The following is a 17,506-nucleotide window of genomic DNA, read 5'->3' on the forward strand; positions in this document are numbered from 1 at the left end:
CAAGCGTTTGCGCAGTTCACAGGGGGTGGGTCCAGCGTACCGTCACCCTAGGGCTCTTGGAGAAAGGTGAGGCCGCCCCTGCGGATGGCGGGCCGATGAGCGGCGCGACCTCGGGAAGACCCTCGGTCACTGCTTCGCTACGAGGCCGAGGTCGAACTCCACCTGGACGTCGTCGCTGAGTTTGAGTGCGCCGAAAAACGCCGAGTACGGCTTGATCCCCCATCGGGACTGCTCGATGACCGCCGAGCCGTGTACGCGCCCCTCGGTCACCGACCCCTGCACCATCACGGGCCGTGCGACACCGACGAGGGTGAGGTCGCCCTCGAGGCGGAACGACTCCTCGGTCCCCTCGACCCGGGTCATCCGGAACGTGATCGTCGGGTGGCGATCGGTGTGCAGGATCTTCTCCCGGATGGTTCTCTCGATGTCGCCGCGATCGGACCTCGTCAGCGGCTTGACGCCGCCGGTTCCTTCGCGGACTTCGATCGATTCGGCGTCGACCTCGACGGCCAATGACGAGTGGGCCGGGGCGGTGGTGTCGATCGTGGCGTCGCCGCGCCAGCGGGTGACCTCGAGAGTGAGGTCATGGCCGGCCTTCGCGCCCAGCCCGGTACGGGTCGTCTTGACGAGGAGCCGGCCAGAGTCGGGTCCCAACGTGTAGCTACCAGCGGTAATGCTCACCTTTCCAGGCTAACCACCACGGATCGGAGAGGTCGCCGGCGGGTGGCGGCGGACCCTCAGAGAAGTCGTCCGGTGGTGCCCGGCCACCTGATTCTGCGAACGCCTCGCCTCGCAGCCCGTCGTGCTCCAATCGGACACGGCCACCGAACGAGAGTCCACGTTGGCGCAAGCGGCCCCCGTGTCCGGGAACATGCTCGTGGCTACGGGCGCACGCGATCGACTCACGTCGCTCTTCTGGCAAAAAGTTTTGGTGCATTTCCCGACAAACCCGCAGATCAGCGACTCGCAAGACCTTAAAACACCCTCCGGAATCACGGCGGATCAAGCATCCTGAGCATGGGCATCACGCTCCCCCGTCTCTTTACATAAGGAGCCCGCGTGACCCGGTACGCCGTCGACCAAGGCCGCAACGCGCTCATCGCCTCTTGGAGCACCGGCATCGGCGACGTCGCCACCACCGTGGCCGAGCTCCCCCCAGGACCGGACTCGCTCCGCCTGGCCACCTGCCTGACCGAGCTGTCGCAGGCCTGCTGGCGCTGCTACACCCACCCGGCCAGTGCCGCCGACCAGCATGGGCCCAACAGCATCGGCTGGCACCGCCAGCAAGAACGTGATGCCTTCACCGCCGTCGTACCAGCTCTGGCCAGGCACCATCGGCCTGTCAACGGCATCCCCCCGTCCACCCGGGTCGAAGAGATCGCCCATCGCGTCGGCCGCGGCCTGCACGCGCTCAACGCGCCCTGTACAACGGCACGCATCATCACCGAGGTCACCGCCGAGCTGACCGCCATCGAACAGGCCGAACTGGGCAACCTGCGGGCACGGGCCCAGCAGGCCGTCGTCCTCAGCCGCGAGGACGCCTCACCGCTCCAGGTCGCCCAGGCCGACATCATCCTCCACCGGCATCCCTTCGGCGCCGAGGAGCTGTTCACGCAGATCGAGCCCACAGCCGCCGCCATCGCCGCCGCTCACTGGCTCCACGCCGCCGCCATCACCACCGCCGGCCAGACCCGCCTCCACCCGGCACAGATCATCACCGAGGTCGACCGCATCAAAGCCCTCGCCCAGGACAGCCTCGTCGAAATCGTCGGAGCGATGAACGCAGGCTCCTCGCCCTGGCAAGTGGTCATGCCGATGATCCGCAGCGCCCTGCATGTCGCAGAGGGCCACTTCCGTGGCGTGGCCGAGGCCAAGCAGCGCATTTCCGCAGCCGAAGACCTCATCGCCAGGGCCCACCAGAACCATCCCGAACTCCACCTCAGCCTCGACTCGGTCTATCTGCCGATCAGTCCAATCAATCCCACCCGCCCGGCCCTCGACCTCCTCGAAAGCCTCCTGTCGGGAATCCACAGTTGCTGGGTGCTGTACACGCAATATGCGGACGCCTTCAGCGGTCGAGAGCCGGACGGCGATCCGGCACAACATCGCCACACCCAGGCGTTCCTCGCCGACGTCCGGCAGGCGGCGGCGGCTCGCCGCGACCATCTGCTCTAGCGCTCCGGGATGCTCAGGCGGCCGCGACAGCACCGGCGACGGCAGGGCCGCCACGGCAGCGCGGCCACGGCAGGTGAGCGGCGTCTCGCTCGATAAGGTCGTGAGCTGACCTGATATGACCGAGAGGCACACCAGATGGCTCCCAACATCGCGACCGCGCGCCGCGTCGAACTGCCCGAACTGCTCGAGTTCCTCCGTCTCAGGCACCATGGCCTGCTGTCGACCACCCGTACGGACGGGCGGCCGCAGCTGTCGCCGGTCTCCTGCGGAGTCGACGACGGCGGCCGGATCGTGGTCTCCACGTATCCCGACCGTGCCAAGGCACGCAACGCCCGCCGGGACGACCGGGTGTCGATCTGCGTGTTGTCCGATGACTGGAACGGCCCGTACGTCCAGGTGGACGGGCACGCGGAGGTGCTCGACATGCCGGAGGCACTTGACGCGCTCGTCGAGTACTACCGCTGTATCGCCGGTGAGCACCCGGATTGGGATGAATACCGCGACGCCATGCGGCGCCAGGACAAGTCGCTGATCCGCATCCACATCGACCGCTGGGGTCCGATCGCGACCGGCGGCTTCCCGGCGCGTTTGGTGTCCGGGGACGGAGACGGGGACAGGGGCTGAGACCACGATCCTGGTAGACGCCTGCTTATGCGGGTGAGTGGGCTGGGCATGGACCGTCTCACCCAATGGGCGTCACCATGTGAGCATGTTGATACTCGCTCTGGTCACCCTCGTCTTACACGCCGCCATCGCCGGCCTCTTCTACACCTTCTCCATGTCCGTGATACCAGGCCTTAACGCCATCGCACCCGCCCAGGGCGAGGAGGCGATGCGGAGCATCAATCGGAAGATCCTCAACCCGTGGCTCTACATCCCCTTCCTCGGCGCACCGCTCGCGGCGCTGGCGGCCGGGCTCCTCGCGGGCGCTCCGGCCGCTCTGTGGTTCTTCGCGGGGGCCGCGGTGAACTTCGTCGGCTCGTTCCTGATCACGATGGCGATCAACGTGCCGATGAACAACGCGCTCGACGCCGGCACGATGGCGTGGAAGGACTACTCGCGCAGGTGGACGGCCTGGAACAAGCTGCGAGCCGTGGCGTCCTTCGTCAGTCTCGTCCTGGTCGGTATCGGCCTGACAAACGGCCTTTAGCGTCCAAATCAGCCAAAATCTTAGATTTCTCGCGCAGATTCGGCCAAACTAGCTCCCGTATCTGATCTACTACAGGGAGACACCTTGCGCGCACTGTTCGCTACCTCACCAGGATCTGGTACCTCCGCAGCCGGCCCGCTGGGCCGGAGAGGGTTTTTCGCCCTGACCGGCGCCGCGGGCCTGGCCACCTTGGGACTCACCGGTACGGCGGAGGCGGCCGCGGCCAGCCGCTACTTCAACCGCCGCATCCCGGATGAGGCCCACAGGCGGATGGGCATGGCCGCCGCCCGTGGCATCACCTCGTTCTCGTTCACCCCGTCCAACGGCTGGGTCATCACGACGCAGAATGGCGGCTATTTCGCGCGGAACATCCCAGACGAGTGCTTCGCCAAGCTCAAGCAGCTGCTCGCCGCCGGAAACAAGATCCACTGTGTCGCGTTCCCGCCCGAAGGGGGCAACCGCTGGGTGATCACCGGTGACAAGACGTTCTTCGCGCGCAACATCCCCGACGAGTGCTACCAGCGGATGCTCGCGTACTACAAGGCCGGCCAGCAGGTCGTGCACGTCGCCTTCCCGCCCGGGGGCGGCAACCGCTGGGTCGTGGTCGCCACGAACGGCTTCTACGCCCGCAACATCGACGAAGAGTGCTACCAGCGGATGCGTACCATGTCGCGGGGCGGACGCCGCATCACGCGGGTCGCCTTCCCCTACACGGGCGGATGGGCGGTCGTCGCCGGGAACGCGTTCTACGCCCGCAACATCGACGACGAGTGCTTCCGTCAGATGAAGAAGTTCGCCGCGGACGGCTGGCCGATTCACAACGTGGCCTTCTCTCCGGTCGCCAACGGCTGGTCACTGAGCTCCCGCGGCTGAGGCGCGGGCGGCGCTCATCGCGGGCGGTGCCGGCGCAGAGCGCGTCGATGTGCTCCTGGTCCCAGTGCACGTCCGGATGGTCGGCCGCGCGTTCCCTGACCAACTCGTCCCAGAAGGGCATCGTGTGCACGATGCCGTGAAGCCGCGGTTCGTACGTTCGCATGACCAGTCGTATTCGGTGAAGCGGAAGCCGAAGCCGTGACGCCGGCCCACCGCCTGCGCCACCTCCAGGGCCGCCGGGGTCACCTCGAGGCCGATACCGTCGCCCGGGATCACGGCGACGTGATGCTGCGAGATTCATTCAATTCGAGAGAGCGATGTCCAGGAGCACACCGCTGGTACGCGCATCGCTCCCAAGGTACAGAAACCACCAAATCTCTCTAATCCCGAATAAGGGGACAGTCGGCGGATAGGAGGACAGGAAGGTCTACATCGTGCAGGAGGGATTATGAACGCCACCCAGACGCGAGCACGCGCCAACGGTAAGGCGCCCCAGCTGCTCACGCTGGACCTGCCGATGCTCAGCGTCGAGGTCCGCCCGCCGGAACTCCGGATGCCGCACGTCGAGATGCCACGCATGGCGATGCCGCACATGCCGATGCCACGCGTCAGCAGGCAGGAGCTCGGCCACTACGTCGACATCGCCCGCACGTTCCTTCCGGCGCCCGAGAAGATCGCCTACTACGGCGCGCTCGGCGCGCTGGCGGCCTTCGGGATCGTCGAGTGGCCTGTCGCGGCCGCCATCGGGGCCGGAACGATCATCGCGCAGCGGCGGCGGGGCCAGCAGCCGTCCGCCCGGCCGCGTCAGACACCGGCCGCCCAGCCGGCGCCGAGCACGCGGGCCACCGCCTCGACGCGAGGGACGACACCCTCACGGGGCAAGGCGGCCACCACGGGCGGCGGCAAGACCGCCACCACCGGCGAGCGGAAGCCGAGCACCACCCGCAAGACCGCCACCACCGGCGAGCAGAAGCCAAGCACCACCCGCAAGACCGCCACCACCGGCGAGCAGAAGCCAAGCACCACCCGCAAGACCGCCACCACCGGCGAGCAGAAGCCAAGCACCACCCGCAAGACCGCCACGACTGGTGGGCGCAAGACGACCACGACCGGCGGGAGCAAGGCCGGCACCACCGGTGGGCGCAAGACAGCCGCGAGCAAGACCGCGTCGGCTTCGAGCGCCACCGCCGGCAAGGGGTAACGAGCCACGCACACGGCCGCGCGTGCATGTGACGCGCCCGCGCCGCGATCAGTCCTGCACGGCCCGGGCGCGCGATGGTCATCCAGTGTTCACCGAATAGATATATTGATCATACCCGTATGGACACCTTTCTACCGAAATATGCCTTAAGTAGAAGTTTCACACTCCCCGTGAGGTAGAGAGTTGTCCGAGTTCCTGGCCTCGCTGCTCGCCAAGGCCGCCCTGATGCTCCTCGAAGCTCTGATCATGCGTTTCGTCCAGAGCCTCGCCACCGCGATCATGAGCCCTGCGGGCCTCCGGTTCGCCTAGCCGAACGCGCGTACTTCCAGCAGCCCGACCGAAGCCTGGCCGCTCTGCAGCACCACCCGGAGGCGGGTGGTGCTGACCGCGCTGAACGTGACCGGGTTGTAGGTCCCGGCCGCGATCGGGTATCCGCTCGGGTTGGCCACGTCCACGTACGTGCTGCCGTTCCAGTACTGCAGCTTCCACGAGGCGGGGACCCGCACCCCTCCCCCATCGTCGAAGAAGTAGACCTCCGCCGACTTGATCGTCTGCGTTGACGACCAGGTCAGCTCGGCCCATTGGGTCCCCGTCTCGGGCCAGGTGCCCCAGCGCGGGCTGGGCACGGCGCCGTCGTTGATCGCCGCGACGGTCTCCCAGGGCGAGGTGTACGAGGCCGAGGGCGTGGCGTTCGCAGCCAGGTTGACCGGCGTGGGCGTGGGGTCGCCGCCCCCGGTGCCGAAGGCCAGGTCGTTGTCGCTGAAGATCGGGTGCGGCGGGTTCACGTCCGTCTCGCCGGCGCCGCCGTCGCAGCGGCGGTCCGGGTTGAACATCAGGTACGTCCCAGAGCCGCAGGCCGTGGCGGGCTCGGCGTCACCGCCGATGACCACGCTGCCGCTGAGGTTGGCCCCACCCTGGACCAGGGCGCTGTTCTTGACCACGGCGCTGCCGCCGACGGTGGCGCCGCTGTTCACCCACGCCAGGTCCTCGATGCGGGCGTTGCCGCTGACCGTGCTGTTGCCGTACACGGCGGCTCGGGGGCCGACGTAGGCGGTGGAGGCCACGATGGCCCGGTTGTCCACCCAGCCGCCGCCGTTGGAGTGCCAGTGGCCGTTGCCCGGCGCGGGCGGCTTCACGTGGCCCGGCTCGAAGCCCCACGGCGTGGCGCCCTGCAGGCGGAACTGGTACGGGTAGCGGTAGTTCTTCGGGTAGCCGTCGAGGAAGGCGTACTTGTGCACGGTCCCCGGGGCGCCGAGCACCACGAGGTAGACGTCCCGCTCACCCGGCTGGGTCTGGAAGGTCACCTCGCCGTTGGAAGAGCTGTGGACGGGCCCGTAGCGCGGGACGCCGTTCCTGACCGCGACGAACCCGTACGACCAGCCCGACTGCGCGGTGGAGTTGACGTGGCCGCGGAAGCGCATCCGGATGAGCGCGCCGTCGCTGCTCGGCACGAGGCGGATCTTGTTGTAGCCGTAGTCGGAGGGCGCGATGGCGTCGGAGATGCGGAAGTGCCCGGCCGACGCGTTGACCGCCTCCACCGCCACGCCGTTGTAGGCGGTGACGAACGGATAGAGGCTGTTGATGAACGGCATGAAGTCCGCCCGGTTGGAGTAGTCCCAGGTCACGTTGCGCTGGGCGTACTCGCCGAGGCGCCGGTTGAGCTCGGCCTGGTCGATGCCGGCGATACGGCGGTAGGTCTCCAGCGGGTGCTCGGTGTTCCTGGCCTCGTTCCACATGCGGTTGAACATGGCGAGGCCGTCGCGGTCCTTGATGTACTGCGCGAGCATCCATGCGCCGTAGTGGTGACGGCTGCTGCTGTAGGCGAGGTTCTCCGTGCGGATGAATCTCGTGAGGTCGCCCGCGGCCGTCTTCGGGTAGACCTGCATCGCCATGAACTCGGCGCTCGCTTCCCAGAACGTGCCGGCGCTCGGGTGCGTGAACCCGTAACCGGACCGGCCGAGGAAGGTGTAGTTCTGGAACACGTGGGCCAGCTCGTGGGCCAGGCCCCAGGATCCGGGCTGGGCGGCTCCGGGGGCGATGTTGATGACGCCGACCCTGCCGTCGGTTGAGCCGCCTGTCGCCCACGCGTCGAGGGGGGCGTTCGACCAGGTCCTCGTGATGATGACGATGATCTTGTGCTGGGCCAGGAGGCCGGTCTCCGGCGTGAACTTCATGGTGTTCACGTAGAAGGTGTAGAGGCTCTCCAGCTGGCTGAGGATGTTGTCGGGGTCGAAGCGGTACTGCGTGGGCGCGTTCCGTGGGTCGGTGCCCGACCGGTCACCCCACAGGAGGATGAAGTTGGCCGACTCCTTCGTGCGCTCCGGCACCCAGGGCACCTCGCCCGTGCTCTGCCAGCGGGACGGGATGTAGACCGTCTTGGCCAGCAGCGCGCCGGTCGCCGACGCCGGCGGCGGGGCGAGGAATAACGTGCTGAGGAGCATGACAAGGGCGACCATCGCCGCCCGCAATCGTCTCACTGCAGAACCTCCGGAACTGTGGAAGGCCAGGCCATGGTTAGCGCTAACATTCGGGCGTCGACCCCTGCGGTATGTCACATATCGAAGCGGCTCCGAGTGTCGGGACGCCGACAGAGGCTGTCAAGGCCGGACGTGCCGCCCGTCAATGATCAGCTGCGCGAGCTGTGCAGGGCGGCCGAAGGGGAGTGAAAGTTACACACGACCGGCGGGCCCGCCCGTACGGTAACGTGAAGGCGGCGCCGTCCTGCGCCTGACCTTCTGACCGCGTGCCCACGCCGCGCGGCGCTGCGAAGGCAGAGGGGATCGATGTCCTCGGGGCGAGACCTTCGATCGTGTCGGTTCTCCTCGGACGGCGGGTCGCGCAGCCGGAGCGTGGGTCCTTCGCGCGGGACCGCCTCGGGAGCGATCATGACCGATCACAAGCACCTCAAGCGCCGCGTACGCGAGCGCATGGCCAAGACCGGCGAGTCCTACACCACCGCCCACCGCCACGTCACCGCCCGCGCCGAGCGTCACCACCACGAGTCGGCGCTGCTGTGGCGTGTGCTGGGCGGCGGCTACTCCGAGGCCATGCTGCTGGGGCTCGGCGGCGGCATCGGGTTCATGTACTTCGTCTTCGAGTACGCCGGCTACGCCCCGATGCTCACGATCGTGGCCCAGGCGCACCCCGAGCCGATGATCTCGCGCGCCCTGGATCGGGCCGGCATCCCGTACGAGAGCCGCCAGACCGGCTCCCCCAAGGTCGCCGAACGCCACCTGCGCGCCGCGCTCGACGCCGGGCGGCAGCCGATCTGCCAGGTCGGCCGGTTCCAGCTGCCCTGGCGGCCGGACCTGCCGTTCCCCGACCCGGTCGACGTCGCGGTGACCGGCATCATCGGCGACACCGTGCACGTGCACGACGACGAGCCGGGCGAGCTGCCGCTGGCCGACTTCATGGCGGCCTGGTCGGAGATCAAGAAGTCCAAGCACCAGCTCATCGAGATCACGGGGCAGGCGAGCGGGGAGCCCGACGTGGCCGGCGCGATCAGGGACACCGCCGCCAAGCTGACCGGTCCCGTCCTGGGCAACAACTTCGACGTCAACTTCGGGCTGTCGGGCATGCGCAAGCTGGCCGCGCAGCTCGCCGACACCACCGGCAAGCAGGGCTGGACCCGCCGGTTCGGGGACAATCCCGGCCCGGCGCTCGACCGGCTGCGGGACTGCCTGGAGGTCGAGTACACCACGCCCGGCGCCACCCGGCCGCTCTACGCCGACTTCCTGGCCGAGACCGGGCACGCCGAGGCCGCAGCCGTCTACCGGGAGGCAGGCGAGCAGTGGTCGCGGGTGGCCTCGGCCGCCGCCGACGGACAGCCGTTCACCGAGCTGGCCGAGGTGGTAACGGAGGCGGTACGCCTCGAGGAGAGCGGCGTGGAGGCGTTGCGGCAGGTCTGACTACGTTCGCCGGCCCGCGTAGCCAACCTTCTCGTTATCGCTCAGACCGAGGGCTGAACCCGGGCAAACGGCGACCGCGTACTTCGGGGCAATCACACCCCCGGAGACCTGTCATGACCATCCGTCCGTTACTCGTCGTGCTCGCCGTCCTCGCCCTGCCTGCCACCGCCTGCAGTTCCGGCGGGCAGTCCGCGTTCGGCCGCCCGGCCTCGACCGCACCGTCCGCGCCCCGCGGACGCCTGATCCAGGTCGGACCCATCGTCGCCACCTCCGCCGAAATGATTCCCTCATCGCGAACGGCGAGGCCGTCTCACCATGTTTCGCCCACTCCATCCGCTACTACGCCCGGCCCGACCACATCTACGTGCCATCCGCGACGCTCCCCTGGCCCACTGGGCGCTCATCTGGCGCACCGCCACCGAGACCAGCCTGATCCGAGACTTCGCCACGGCCGTCCGCGACCTCGGTCCATCGCCCTCTGAGCCAAGCTAGGCAGGCAGGGCCTGTTCGGCCCAGATGCATTTGCCGTCGGCGGTGAAGCGGGTCCCCCAGCGCTGGGAGACGGCGGCGACGAGTTGCAGCCCACGACCGCCTTCGTCGGTCTCGGCGGCACGGCGGATCCTGGGTGTGGTCTGGCTGCCGTCGGAGACCTCGCACACGAGGGTGCGGCTGCGGAGCAGGCGGAGCCGGATCGGTCCCTTGGCGTGGCGGATGACGTTGGCGACCAGTTCGCTGGCCACCAGTTCGGTGGTCGGCACCAGGTCGTCCAGGTGCCAGCCGGCGAGTTGCTCCCGCACATGCTCGCGGGCCTGGCCGGCCGCGATCGGATTCTCGGGCAAGGACCAGGAGCCGACGTCCTCGGGTGCCAGCCGGTCGGTGCAGGCGATGAGCAGGGCGGCGCCGTCGCTGGCCGGTTGCCGTACGGGCCGCAGGCCGCGGATGACGGCGTCGCACAGGCGATCCAGGTCGCTGCGGGACCGAGGAAGGGCACCGGTCAGGAGCCTGGTGAGCTGGGCCATGCCGTCGCCCATGTTCCGGGTCGTGGACTCGATCAGATCGTCGGTGTAGAGCACGAAGAGCGCGCCCTTGGGCAGGCGCAGCTCGACCGTGCGGAAGGGCGGCTCCGCGGTGCCGAGCCGCGGGTCGGGCGAGATGTCCAGGACCTCGACGGTGCCGTCGGGGTGGACGACGGCGGGCGGTGGATGCCCGGCGCTGACCAGGGCGCAGTCGCCGCTGGTGGGGTCGTACACGGCGTACAGGCAGGTGACGTGGAGAGGGTCGCCGAGCTCTTTAGCGAGGTCGTTGAGGTGGGCGAGGAGATCGTCTGGCGGCAGCTCGAGGCCCGCGAGGGTACGCGCGGCCGTACGCAGGCGTCCGATGGTGGCGGCTTGGGGCACGCCGTGCCCTTTGACGTCGCCGATGACGAGGGCCACCCGCTCCGCGGACAGGGGGATGACGTCGTACCAGGCTCCGCCGATCTCCGGGCCGCCGGCCGCCAGGTAGCGGACCGCCACCGTGATGCCGGGCAGCGACGGCAGGTCGTGTGGGACAAGCAGACGCTGCAGTTCCTCGGCGCGCGCATGCTCCACGTCGTACATGCGGGCCCTGGCCAGGGCCTGGGCGATCAGCCCGCTCAGCGCGGTGAGCAGCGTGGGCTCCTCGCCGGTGAACCGGTGCGGGCGCTCGAAGGAGATCACGCAGCAGCCGCCGGGGTGCCCGGGAACCAGGAGCGGGAGCAGCGCCCAGGCATTCATGCCCGAGTCGGCCTCGAGAAGGTCGGTCTCCATACACTGGTCACGACTTTCGATGAAGGCCGGCACACCGGTCTGGAGCACGTCGGTGAGGACGGAAGGGTCGGCGAACGTGTGCTGCTCGATCCGGCGGAGAAAGCCGGGAGGATGGCCGACGGATCCGACGATGTGCAGGCGATCGTGCTCCACCGTGACGATCAGCAGTCCTGTGGCGGCGAAGGACGGCAGGACCCGCTCGGTGATGACCCGCACCACGTCTTGGGCGCTCACTGCCTCGCCGAGCGTACGGGTCAGCTCCTGAGTCCAGGCGGCCCGCTCGGCGGTGGCGCGCTCGGCGGCCGCACGTTCCGCGTCGCGGATGCGCTTCTCGGTGACGTCGGCGAAGTAGAGCGTCAGGCCGTCCGGCACCGGCACCAGCCGTACGTGGTACCACCGCTGGTCGGTCGGCCACTGCATGTCGAAGCTGGCGGGCATGCGGTCGGCGGCGGCTTGCAGGCAGCGGGCCCGGAGGTCGGGCAGGTCGCCTGCGGGCAGGTGCCACAACCCCTGGCCGTGCAGGTCGGTGGATCCCAGGAGGCGTTCGGCGTCGAGATTGGCGAAGAGGATCCGCCATTCGCCGTCCACCATGAGGAAGGCGTCGCTCATGTACTGCAGCGCGCGGGCGGCCGACTCCTGGGCGAGATGGTTCTCGGACGCGTCCCAGATCGTGCCGATCATGCGCACCGGCTCGCCGTCGTCGTCCAGGATCAGGCGGCCGCGCGAGTGCATCCAGCCGGTGGTGCCGCCGGGCCGGCGGGCGCGGTAGCCGATCTCGTACAGGCTCTTGCTGCGAACGGCCTCCTCAATCGCGGCCAGCACCCTGGGCAGGTCCTGCGGGTCCACGAGGTTCGCCCACGAGTCGATGGTGTGCGGTGTGGTGCCGCGGTCGATGCCCATCACCCTCAGCGCGGGGTCGTCCCAGTGCAGCTCGCCCGTTCGGATGTCCCACTCCCAGGATCCGACCTTGACCGCCAGCATCGACTGCTCGAGGGGGCCGGCCTGCCGCATGCGGGCCGAGCCTGTGCCCGGCTCAGGGGTGCCGCATCGGGCGGCCACCCAGGAGGCCAGCGCTTGGAGGAACGCCCTCCGCTCGCTCGGCGGTTGGACCGGCCCATCGGTCAGCACGGACAGGACGCCGAGCGAGCTGTCGGAGGTGCCGCCCAGCGGGACCGCCGTCAGCATCACGGTGTGGGCTCCGCCGGTAACGAGCGTGACGGGTGTGAACGTCAGCACCCTGTCGTCCAGCGCGCGGGAGATCGCGTAGCGGATGTCCCCACGCGTCGACAGGTCCGTCGGAGGCAGCCCGGAGGCGACCATCAGGCGCAGTTCCTGGCTGCTCGTGGAACCGCGCCAATGCACCATGCCGCTCAGCGCGTGCAGGTCGGCGACCGCTTGGTCCAGCGCGTACTGCAGGACTTCCATGTCGCTGAGGCCGGCGCACGCGGCGGCGAGAATCCGCAGCCGTTCCTCTTCCGACACGGCGGCGAAGGCGTCGTCTATCGCCATCCCTTCGCCCCCTGTGCGTCGTGACAGATGGATTGCGGTGCTCGCGCCGATGATGACACGTGCGAAACATCAGCCCCTTTCTCATAGTAGCGAACAGTTGTCAATCACCAGGTGGGGACACCACCCTGTCCGCGAGAGCCGGAGGGCCGATCACTAGACTGCGGATCATGGAAGCGGGCAAACCGGACTTTCGTAGCGCAGGACGGTATCTGTGGTGGCTGGTCCGCATCCAGCGTGGCCGGGCCGTCGCCGGGGCAGTGCTGGGGAGCACGTGGATGGTGGGGCTGACGTTGCCGCCATATCTGCTGTCACGCGCCATCGACGACGGGCTGACGCCCGGGCGCTGGCCCACGCTGGCGGGGTGGGCGGCCGCGCTGTTAGGCGTGGGGGTGGTGAACGCCTGGCTCGGCATCATGCGGCACCGCACGATGACCAGGGTGCGCATGCACGCCGCCTTCACCACCGTCGAGGCCGTGGTCTTACAGGCGACCCGCCTCGGCGCCGCTCTGTCGCGTAAGGTCACGGCAGGTGAAGTCGTCACGATCGGGTTCGCCGACGTCACCGTGATCGCCCAGACGCTGACCATCACCGGCCCGGGTGTCGGCGCCGTCCTGGCGTACATCGTCGTGGCCGTGCTCCTGCTGACCGTCTCGCCGCTGCTCGCCGTGGTGGTGCTGGCCGGCGTACCGCTGCTCGTGGTGCTGGCCGGGCCGCTGCTGGGGCGGCTCCGCACGGCCGAGACGACGTACCGGACGCGGCAGAGCGCGCTCGCCGCCCGCTTCGTGGACATCGCCGGAGGGCTGCGCGTGCTCAACGGCCTCGGCGGCAAGGACTTGTACGCCGAGCGCTACCGGCGCGGCTCCCAGGAACTCCAGGTGGAGGGCTATCGGGTCGGGGCGGTGACGAGCTGGATCCAGGCACTCGGCGTCGGACTGCCCACCCTGTTCATCGGGGCCGTGACGTGGCTGGCGGCGCGGATGACCGCCCAGGGCGACCTCACGGTGGGCGAGCTGGTGGCGGTCTACGGGTACACGGCCGTGCTGGTGGTGCCGGTCTCGTTCTTCATCGAGGGCGGGTTCGATCTCAGCCGCGGACTCGTCGCCGCCCGCCGCGTCGTCCAGTTCCTCTCCCTGACGCCGGTGCCCCGTGGGGACGTCGGCGCGCCATCGGGAGCGGCGACGCTGCGCGATCCGGAGTCCGGAGTCGAGATCGCGCCAGGAAAGCTGACCGCGCTCGTCAGCTCCCGGCCGGCGGAATCGGCGGCGGTGGTCGACCGCCTCGGCCGGTTCGCCGAGGCGGCCGCGACGTGGGACGGGATCCGCCTCGACGAGATCGATCTGACACGGGTACGCGAGCGGATCCTGGTCGCCGACAACGAGGCGGACCTGTTCGCCGGCACGCTGCGCGACGTCGTCTCCGGCAGGGGCGATCCGGACGACGAGGCCATCGAGCGGGCCCTGCACGCGGCCGTGGCCCAGGACATCGTGCGTGGGCTGCCGGACGGACTCGACTCGGCCATCGATCCGCAGGCCCGCAACCTGTCGGGCGGCCAGCGGCAGCGGGTACGCCTGGCGCGGGCGCTGCTGGCCGATCCGGAAACCCTGCTGGCCGTCGAGCCCACCTCGGCGGTGGACGCGCACACGGAGGCGGCGATCGCGGGCCGGCTGCGTGCCGCGCGCTCGGGGCGTACCACGGTCGTCACCAGCACGTCGCCGCTCGTGCTCGACCAGGCGGACACCGTCTACTACCTGGAGGACGGGGTCGTCGCGGCGACCGGCAGCCATCAGGACCTCCTGGCCGAGCAGCCTGGCTACCGGCTCCTGGTGTCGCGCGGGATGGCGGCCTCATGAGGGCCCTGCCGGTGGCCGAGCCGTCCCAGGTACGCCGCGCCATGCTGCGGCTGATCCGGCGGGACGGCCGGGCCTTCGCCGCCATGATCGCCCTCAATGCGCTGGCCGCCGGGGCGGGGCTGGTCGGGCCGTGGTTGCTGGGCCGCATCATCGATGTGGTCAAGGCCGGTGGTGCGGTCGGTGCGGTGGATCGGCTGGCGTTCGGGATCCTGGTCTTCGCGCTGGTCCAGCTCCTTCTCGCGCGATATGCCAGCTATGTCGGGCATCGGTTCGGGGAGCGGACGCTAGCGCGCGTTCGGGAGGAGGTCGCCGACCGGGCGCTCGCCGTACCGGCCTCGGTGATCGAGCGGGCCGGCACGGGCGACCTGACCACCCGCGGCACCACCGACGTCGCGATGGTCGGCACGACCGTGCGCGACGCCGGACCCGACGTGCTGATCGCCGGGGTGCAGGCGTTGTTCATCATGGGGGCGGTCTTCGTGCTCGACCCGCTGCTCGGCGTGGTCGGGGTGGTGGGGCTGCTGGGAATCTGGTTCGCGGTCCGGTGGTATCTGCGGCGGGCGCTGACCGCGTACCTGGCTGAAGGGGAGGCCAACTCGGCGCTCGCCGAGCAGCTGGCGGCCACCGCCGTGGGGGCTCGCACGGTGGAGGCGCTTGGGCTGCAGGAGCGGCGGATCGCAGTCTGCCAGGACGCGATCGCCACGTGCCGGCGCACCCGGCTGCGGACGTTGTTCCTGCGTAGCGTGCTCTTTCCGATCGTGGACGTCTCGTACAGCATCCCCGTGGTGGGCGTGCTGCTGGTCGGGGCGGTGCTGCACGAGCAGGGGCTGATGAGCCTGGGCGCGGTGGTCGCCGCGGCGCTGTACCTGCGGCAGCTCTACCAGCCGCTGGACACCGTCCTGCTGCGGATCGAGCAACTACAGAGCAGCGGCGCCTCCTTCGCCCGGGTCGAAGGGCTCGTACTCGTGCCGTCGGCGGCCTCTTCAGGAGATCGCCGGGAGCCTGACGGCGACCTGATCGAGGTGGCGGGGGTGCGGTACGCCTACGAAGGCGGCGGCGGTGATGTGCTGCACGGGGTCGACCTGGTGGTGCGGCCCGGGGAGCGGCTCGCGATCGTCGGGGCGTCGGGCGCCGGGAAGACGACGCTGGGCCGGCTGCTTGCGGGCATCGACCAGCCGCGGACCGGGTCGGTGACAGTGGGCCGCGTCCCGATCAGTGACGTGGACCCCGCGGAACTGCGGCGGCGGATCGTCCTCGTCAGCCAGGAGCACCATGTGTTCCTCGGCACGCTACGCGACAACCTGCTGATCGCGGCTCCCTCGGCCGGCGACGACGACCTGCGGGCGGCGCTCGCCGCCGTAGGGGCGTTGGAGTGGGTCGACGCGTTGCCGGACGGACTCGACACGGAGGTGGGGGCCACGGGGTACCGGGTGGACGGGGCCCAGGCTCAGCAGCTGGCCCTCGCGCGGGTGGTGCTGGCCGATCCGCACACGTTGGTGCTGGACGAGGCGACGGCGCTGCTGGATCCGCGGACGGCGCGGCACACGGAGCGGGCGATGGCCGCCGTTCTGGAAGGGCGGACGGTGATCGCCATCGCGCATCGGCTGCAGACGGCTCGTGATGCGGATCGGGTTGCCGTCATGGAGGAGGGGCGGGTGGTGGAGCTCGGCGGGCATGAGGAGCTGGTGGCGGCCGAGGGGACGTACGCGGCGCTGTGGCGGTCATGGCAGGGGGACCGGGCGGGTTCTTCTCATTACTTCTGACGAATCGAGGCCGGCGATCCTTGGTCGCTACGCGTGGTGGAGCGTAAGAGGTCCGGGTTCGGCCAGGCGCTCGCGTGCAACTCCATGCCCTCGAGCGCCCCCGCGGCCGTAGGAGAGTAGCCCTTGGCCCCACGCTCGAAGAAGGCCGACGCTTGCGCCTTGCCACTTGGTGTGGCGTAGGCCGCCCGTTCACGCCTCCTCTTGGCCAGTCAGTTCGCGCAGGCGGCGCAGCAGCGCAGCGCGCCGGGCATGGGCCCGTACGACCAGCACCAGCGCCACCGCAACGAACAGCCCCCCGACCCCCAGCGCAAGCTCCAGCCCGGCGCCCCGCTGCTCGGCGACAACGGCCAGGACCGCGGTCGTGACGGTGGAGGCCACCAGGCCGATCCAGCCCGCGATCACCCGGTCGGTGGCGAACAGCGGCACCCGCCGCGTCAGCAGCCACCCCCCGTAGCCGGCCCACGCCAGGCAGAAGACGGTGAACAGCGCGAACGCCAGATGGGTACGGCCAGGCAGCGGCCCAGGCTCGCTCCACCACAGCGCCGACACGAACACCGTGCCGGCCAGCCCGGCCACCAGCGCCGCCACCGCCCGAATCCGTCTCCGCAGCGACAGCGACGGCTCCAGCCGCTCGATCATCTCTTCCGCCGACAGGCGCGGCTCTTCCTCGGTCATGGCCGATACCCCTTCTCCTCCAGATGCTCACGCAAGAACCGACGGGCTCGGTTGAGCCGGGACTTGACCGTGCCGACGGGGACCCGGCAGATCTGCGCGCAGTCCTCCACCGACAGGTCCTCCAGGTAGAACAGGACGAGGATCTCCCGCTCCAGCACCGGCAGCGCCGACAGGGCGCTCACCAGCTCGGCGCGTTCCACCAGGGCCTCGACCGGGTCGTCGACGGCCACGTCGCCCTGCGCGAGCCCTTCCTCTTCCCTGGTGTACTCGCTGCGCAGGCGGTCGGTCACCGATCGGCGGGCGATCGTGAACAGCCAGGGCGCGAACCGGCCGGGCTCCCGCAGCCGGGGCAGCCCACGGACCACGGCCAGCCAGACCTCCTGGGTCACGTCGTCGGCCCGCTCGGCATCCAGCATGCGCCGTACGTACGTCCACAACGGCGCCCGCCAGCGTGCCACCAGCTCGGCCACCGCCGCCCGCTCACCCAGTTGGGCGCGTACCACCAGCAGCTCATCGGTCATCTCGTCCTCCCGTCACCCTGCACAGTCGGGCGAGAAGCCGATGAGGTTCACGGTGTCCGGCGCCTGGGCCGTCGATTGACAGCTTAGCAGTGCT

At 69.6% G+C, this 17,506-nt stretch carries 14 protein-coding genes; 9 read left to right on the forward strand and 5 right to left on the reverse strand.

The window, feature by feature from the left end; translation table 11 throughout:
• Window positions 1-126: 126 nt before the first annotated feature.
• On the reverse strand, window positions 127-681 hold the full coding sequence (locus ACTWPT_RS07505; RefSeq protein ID WP_443176508.1) for a YceI family protein: 555 nt from the start codon (window positions 679-681) through the stop codon (window positions 127-129).
• 378 nt (window positions 682-1,059) lie between these two features.
• Between ACTWPT_RS07505 and ACTWPT_RS07510 the strand changes: the two genes are divergently transcribed.
• The 6 genes from ACTWPT_RS07510 (at window position 1,060) to ACTWPT_RS07535 (ending at window position 5,708) form a co-directional block, all read left to right on the forward strand.
• Window positions 1,060-2,175: a hypothetical protein gene (locus ACTWPT_RS07510; protein ID WP_443176509.1), complete on the forward strand. Its 1,116-nt coding sequence runs from the start codon at window positions 1,060-1,062 to the stop codon at window positions 2,173-2,175.
• Window positions 2,176-2,310: 135 nt separating this feature from the next.
• Complete coding sequence (locus ACTWPT_RS07515) at window positions 2,311-2,799, forward strand: PPOX class F420-dependent oxidoreductase (RefSeq protein ID WP_443176510.1); 489 nt, start codon at window positions 2,311-2,313, stop codon at window positions 2,797-2,799.
• Between the two features lie 85 nt (window positions 2,800-2,884).
• Window positions 2,885-3,325: an anthrone oxygenase family protein gene (locus ACTWPT_RS07520; protein ID WP_443176511.1), complete on the forward strand. Its 441-nt coding sequence runs from the start codon at window positions 2,885-2,887 to the stop codon at window positions 3,323-3,325.
• An 84-nt stretch (window positions 3,326-3,409) separates the two neighbouring features.
• A complete protein-coding gene (locus tag ACTWPT_RS07525; protein WP_443176512.1) occupies window positions 3,410-4,198 on the forward strand; it encodes a hypothetical protein in 789 nt (262 codons plus the stop codon).
• A 448-nt stretch (window positions 4,199-4,646) separates the two neighbouring features.
• On the forward strand, window positions 4,647-5,399 hold the full coding sequence (locus ACTWPT_RS07530; protein WP_443176513.1) for a hypothetical protein: 753 nt from the start codon (window positions 4,647-4,649) through the stop codon (window positions 5,397-5,399).
• A gap of 183 nt (window positions 5,400-5,582) precedes the next feature.
• Window positions 5,583-5,708, forward strand: coding sequence for a hypothetical protein (locus ACTWPT_RS07535; protein ID WP_443176514.1), 126 nt, complete (start codon window positions 5,583-5,585; stop codon window positions 5,706-5,708).
• On the opposite strand, the gene ACTWPT_RS07540 is transcribed toward ACTWPT_RS07535, so the two are convergent.
• Window positions 5,705-7,876 carry a DUF6055 domain-containing protein gene (locus ACTWPT_RS07540; protein WP_443176515.1) on the reverse strand — a complete coding sequence of 724 codons (2,172 nt, stop codon included), beginning with the start codon at window positions 7,874-7,876 and terminating at the stop codon, window positions 5,705-5,707. The genes ACTWPT_RS07535 and ACTWPT_RS07540 overlap by 4 nt on opposite strands.
• A 408-nt stretch (window positions 7,877-8,284) precedes the next feature.
• On the opposite strand from ACTWPT_RS07540, the gene ACTWPT_RS07545 reads away from it, so the two are divergent.
• Window positions 8,285-9,307, forward strand: a complete 1,023-nt coding sequence (locus tag ACTWPT_RS07545; protein WP_443176516.1) for a BtrH N-terminal domain-containing protein — start codon at window positions 8,285-8,287, stop codon at window positions 9,305-9,307.
• 488 nt (window positions 9,308-9,795) lie between these two features.
• Here the strand turns inward: ACTWPT_RS07545 and ACTWPT_RS07550 are convergent, their stop codons facing one another.
• Window positions 9,796-12,603, reverse strand: coding sequence for a SpoIIE family protein phosphatase (locus ACTWPT_RS07550; protein WP_443176517.1), 2,808 nt, complete (start codon window positions 12,601-12,603; stop codon window positions 9,796-9,798).
• 167 nt (window positions 12,604-12,770) lie between these two features.
• On the opposite strand from ACTWPT_RS07550, the gene ACTWPT_RS07555 reads away from it, so the two are divergent.
• Entirely contained in the window at window positions 12,771-14,453 is a 1,683-nt protein-coding gene (locus ACTWPT_RS07555) for an ABC transporter ATP-binding protein (protein ID WP_443176518.1), read from the forward strand.
• The gene (locus ACTWPT_RS07560) at window positions 14,450-16,216 is read left to right on the forward strand and encodes an ABC transporter ATP-binding protein (protein WP_443176519.1); all 1,767 of its coding nucleotides are present in this window, start codon (window positions 14,450-14,452) and stop codon (window positions 16,214-16,216) included. The genes ACTWPT_RS07555 and ACTWPT_RS07560 overlap by 4 nt, the downstream gene beginning before the upstream one ends.
• Window positions 16,217-16,405: 189 nt before the next feature.
• Here the strand turns inward: ACTWPT_RS07560 and ACTWPT_RS07565 are convergent, their stop codons facing one another.
• Window positions 16,406-16,891: a hypothetical protein gene (locus ACTWPT_RS07565; protein WP_443176520.1), complete on the reverse strand. Its 486-nt coding sequence runs from the start codon at window positions 16,889-16,891 to the stop codon at window positions 16,406-16,408.
• Entirely contained in the window at window positions 16,888-17,412 is a 525-nt protein-coding gene (locus ACTWPT_RS07570; protein WP_443176521.1) for an RNA polymerase sigma factor, read from the reverse strand. Before ACTWPT_RS07570 ends, ACTWPT_RS07565 begins: the two co-directional genes overlap by 4 nt.
• Window positions 17,413-17,506 lie beyond the last annotated feature (94 nt).

Origin of the sequence: Nonomuraea sp. 3N208, from assembly GCF_052245935.1 — a bacterium.
Classification (GTDB): Bacteria; Actinomycetota; Actinomycetes; order Streptosporangiales; family Streptosporangiaceae; genus Nonomuraea.

Excerpts from the sequence above, each read along its gene's own strand:
- ACTWPT_RS07515 (WP_443176510.1), top strand. The coding sequence starts at position 2,311 with ATGGCTCCCAACATCGCGACCGCGCGCCGCGTCGAACTGCCCGAACTG.
- ACTWPT_RS07530 (WP_443176513.1), top strand. The coding sequence starts at position 4,647 with ATGAACGCCACCCAGACGCGAGCACGCGCCAACGGTAAGGCGCCCCAG.
- ACTWPT_RS07565 (WP_443176520.1), bottom strand. The coding sequence starts at position 16,891 with ATGACCGAGGAAGAGCCGCGCCTGTCGGCGGAAGAGATGATCGAGCGG.
- ACTWPT_RS07555 (WP_443176518.1), top strand. The coding sequence starts at position 12,771 with ATGGAAGCGGGCAAACCGGACTTTCGTAGCGCAGGACGGTATCTGTGG.
- ACTWPT_RS07545 (WP_443176516.1), top strand. The coding sequence starts at position 8,285 with ATGACCGATCACAAGCACCTCAAGCGCCGCGTACGCGAGCGCATGGCC.
- ACTWPT_RS07520 (WP_443176511.1), top strand. The coding sequence starts at position 2,885 with ATGTTGATACTCGCTCTGGTCACCCTCGTCTTACACGCCGCCATCGCC.
- ACTWPT_RS07560 (WP_443176519.1), top strand. The coding sequence starts at position 14,450 with ATGAGGGCCCTGCCGGTGGCCGAGCCGTCCCAGGTACGCCGCGCCATG.
- ACTWPT_RS07550 (WP_443176517.1), bottom strand. The coding sequence starts at position 12,603 with ATGGCGATAGACGACGCCTTCGCCGCCGTGTCGGAAGAGGAACGGCTG.
- ACTWPT_RS07570 (WP_443176521.1), bottom strand. The coding sequence starts at position 17,412 with ATGACCGATGAGCTGCTGGTGGTACGCGCCCAACTGGGTGAGCGGGCG.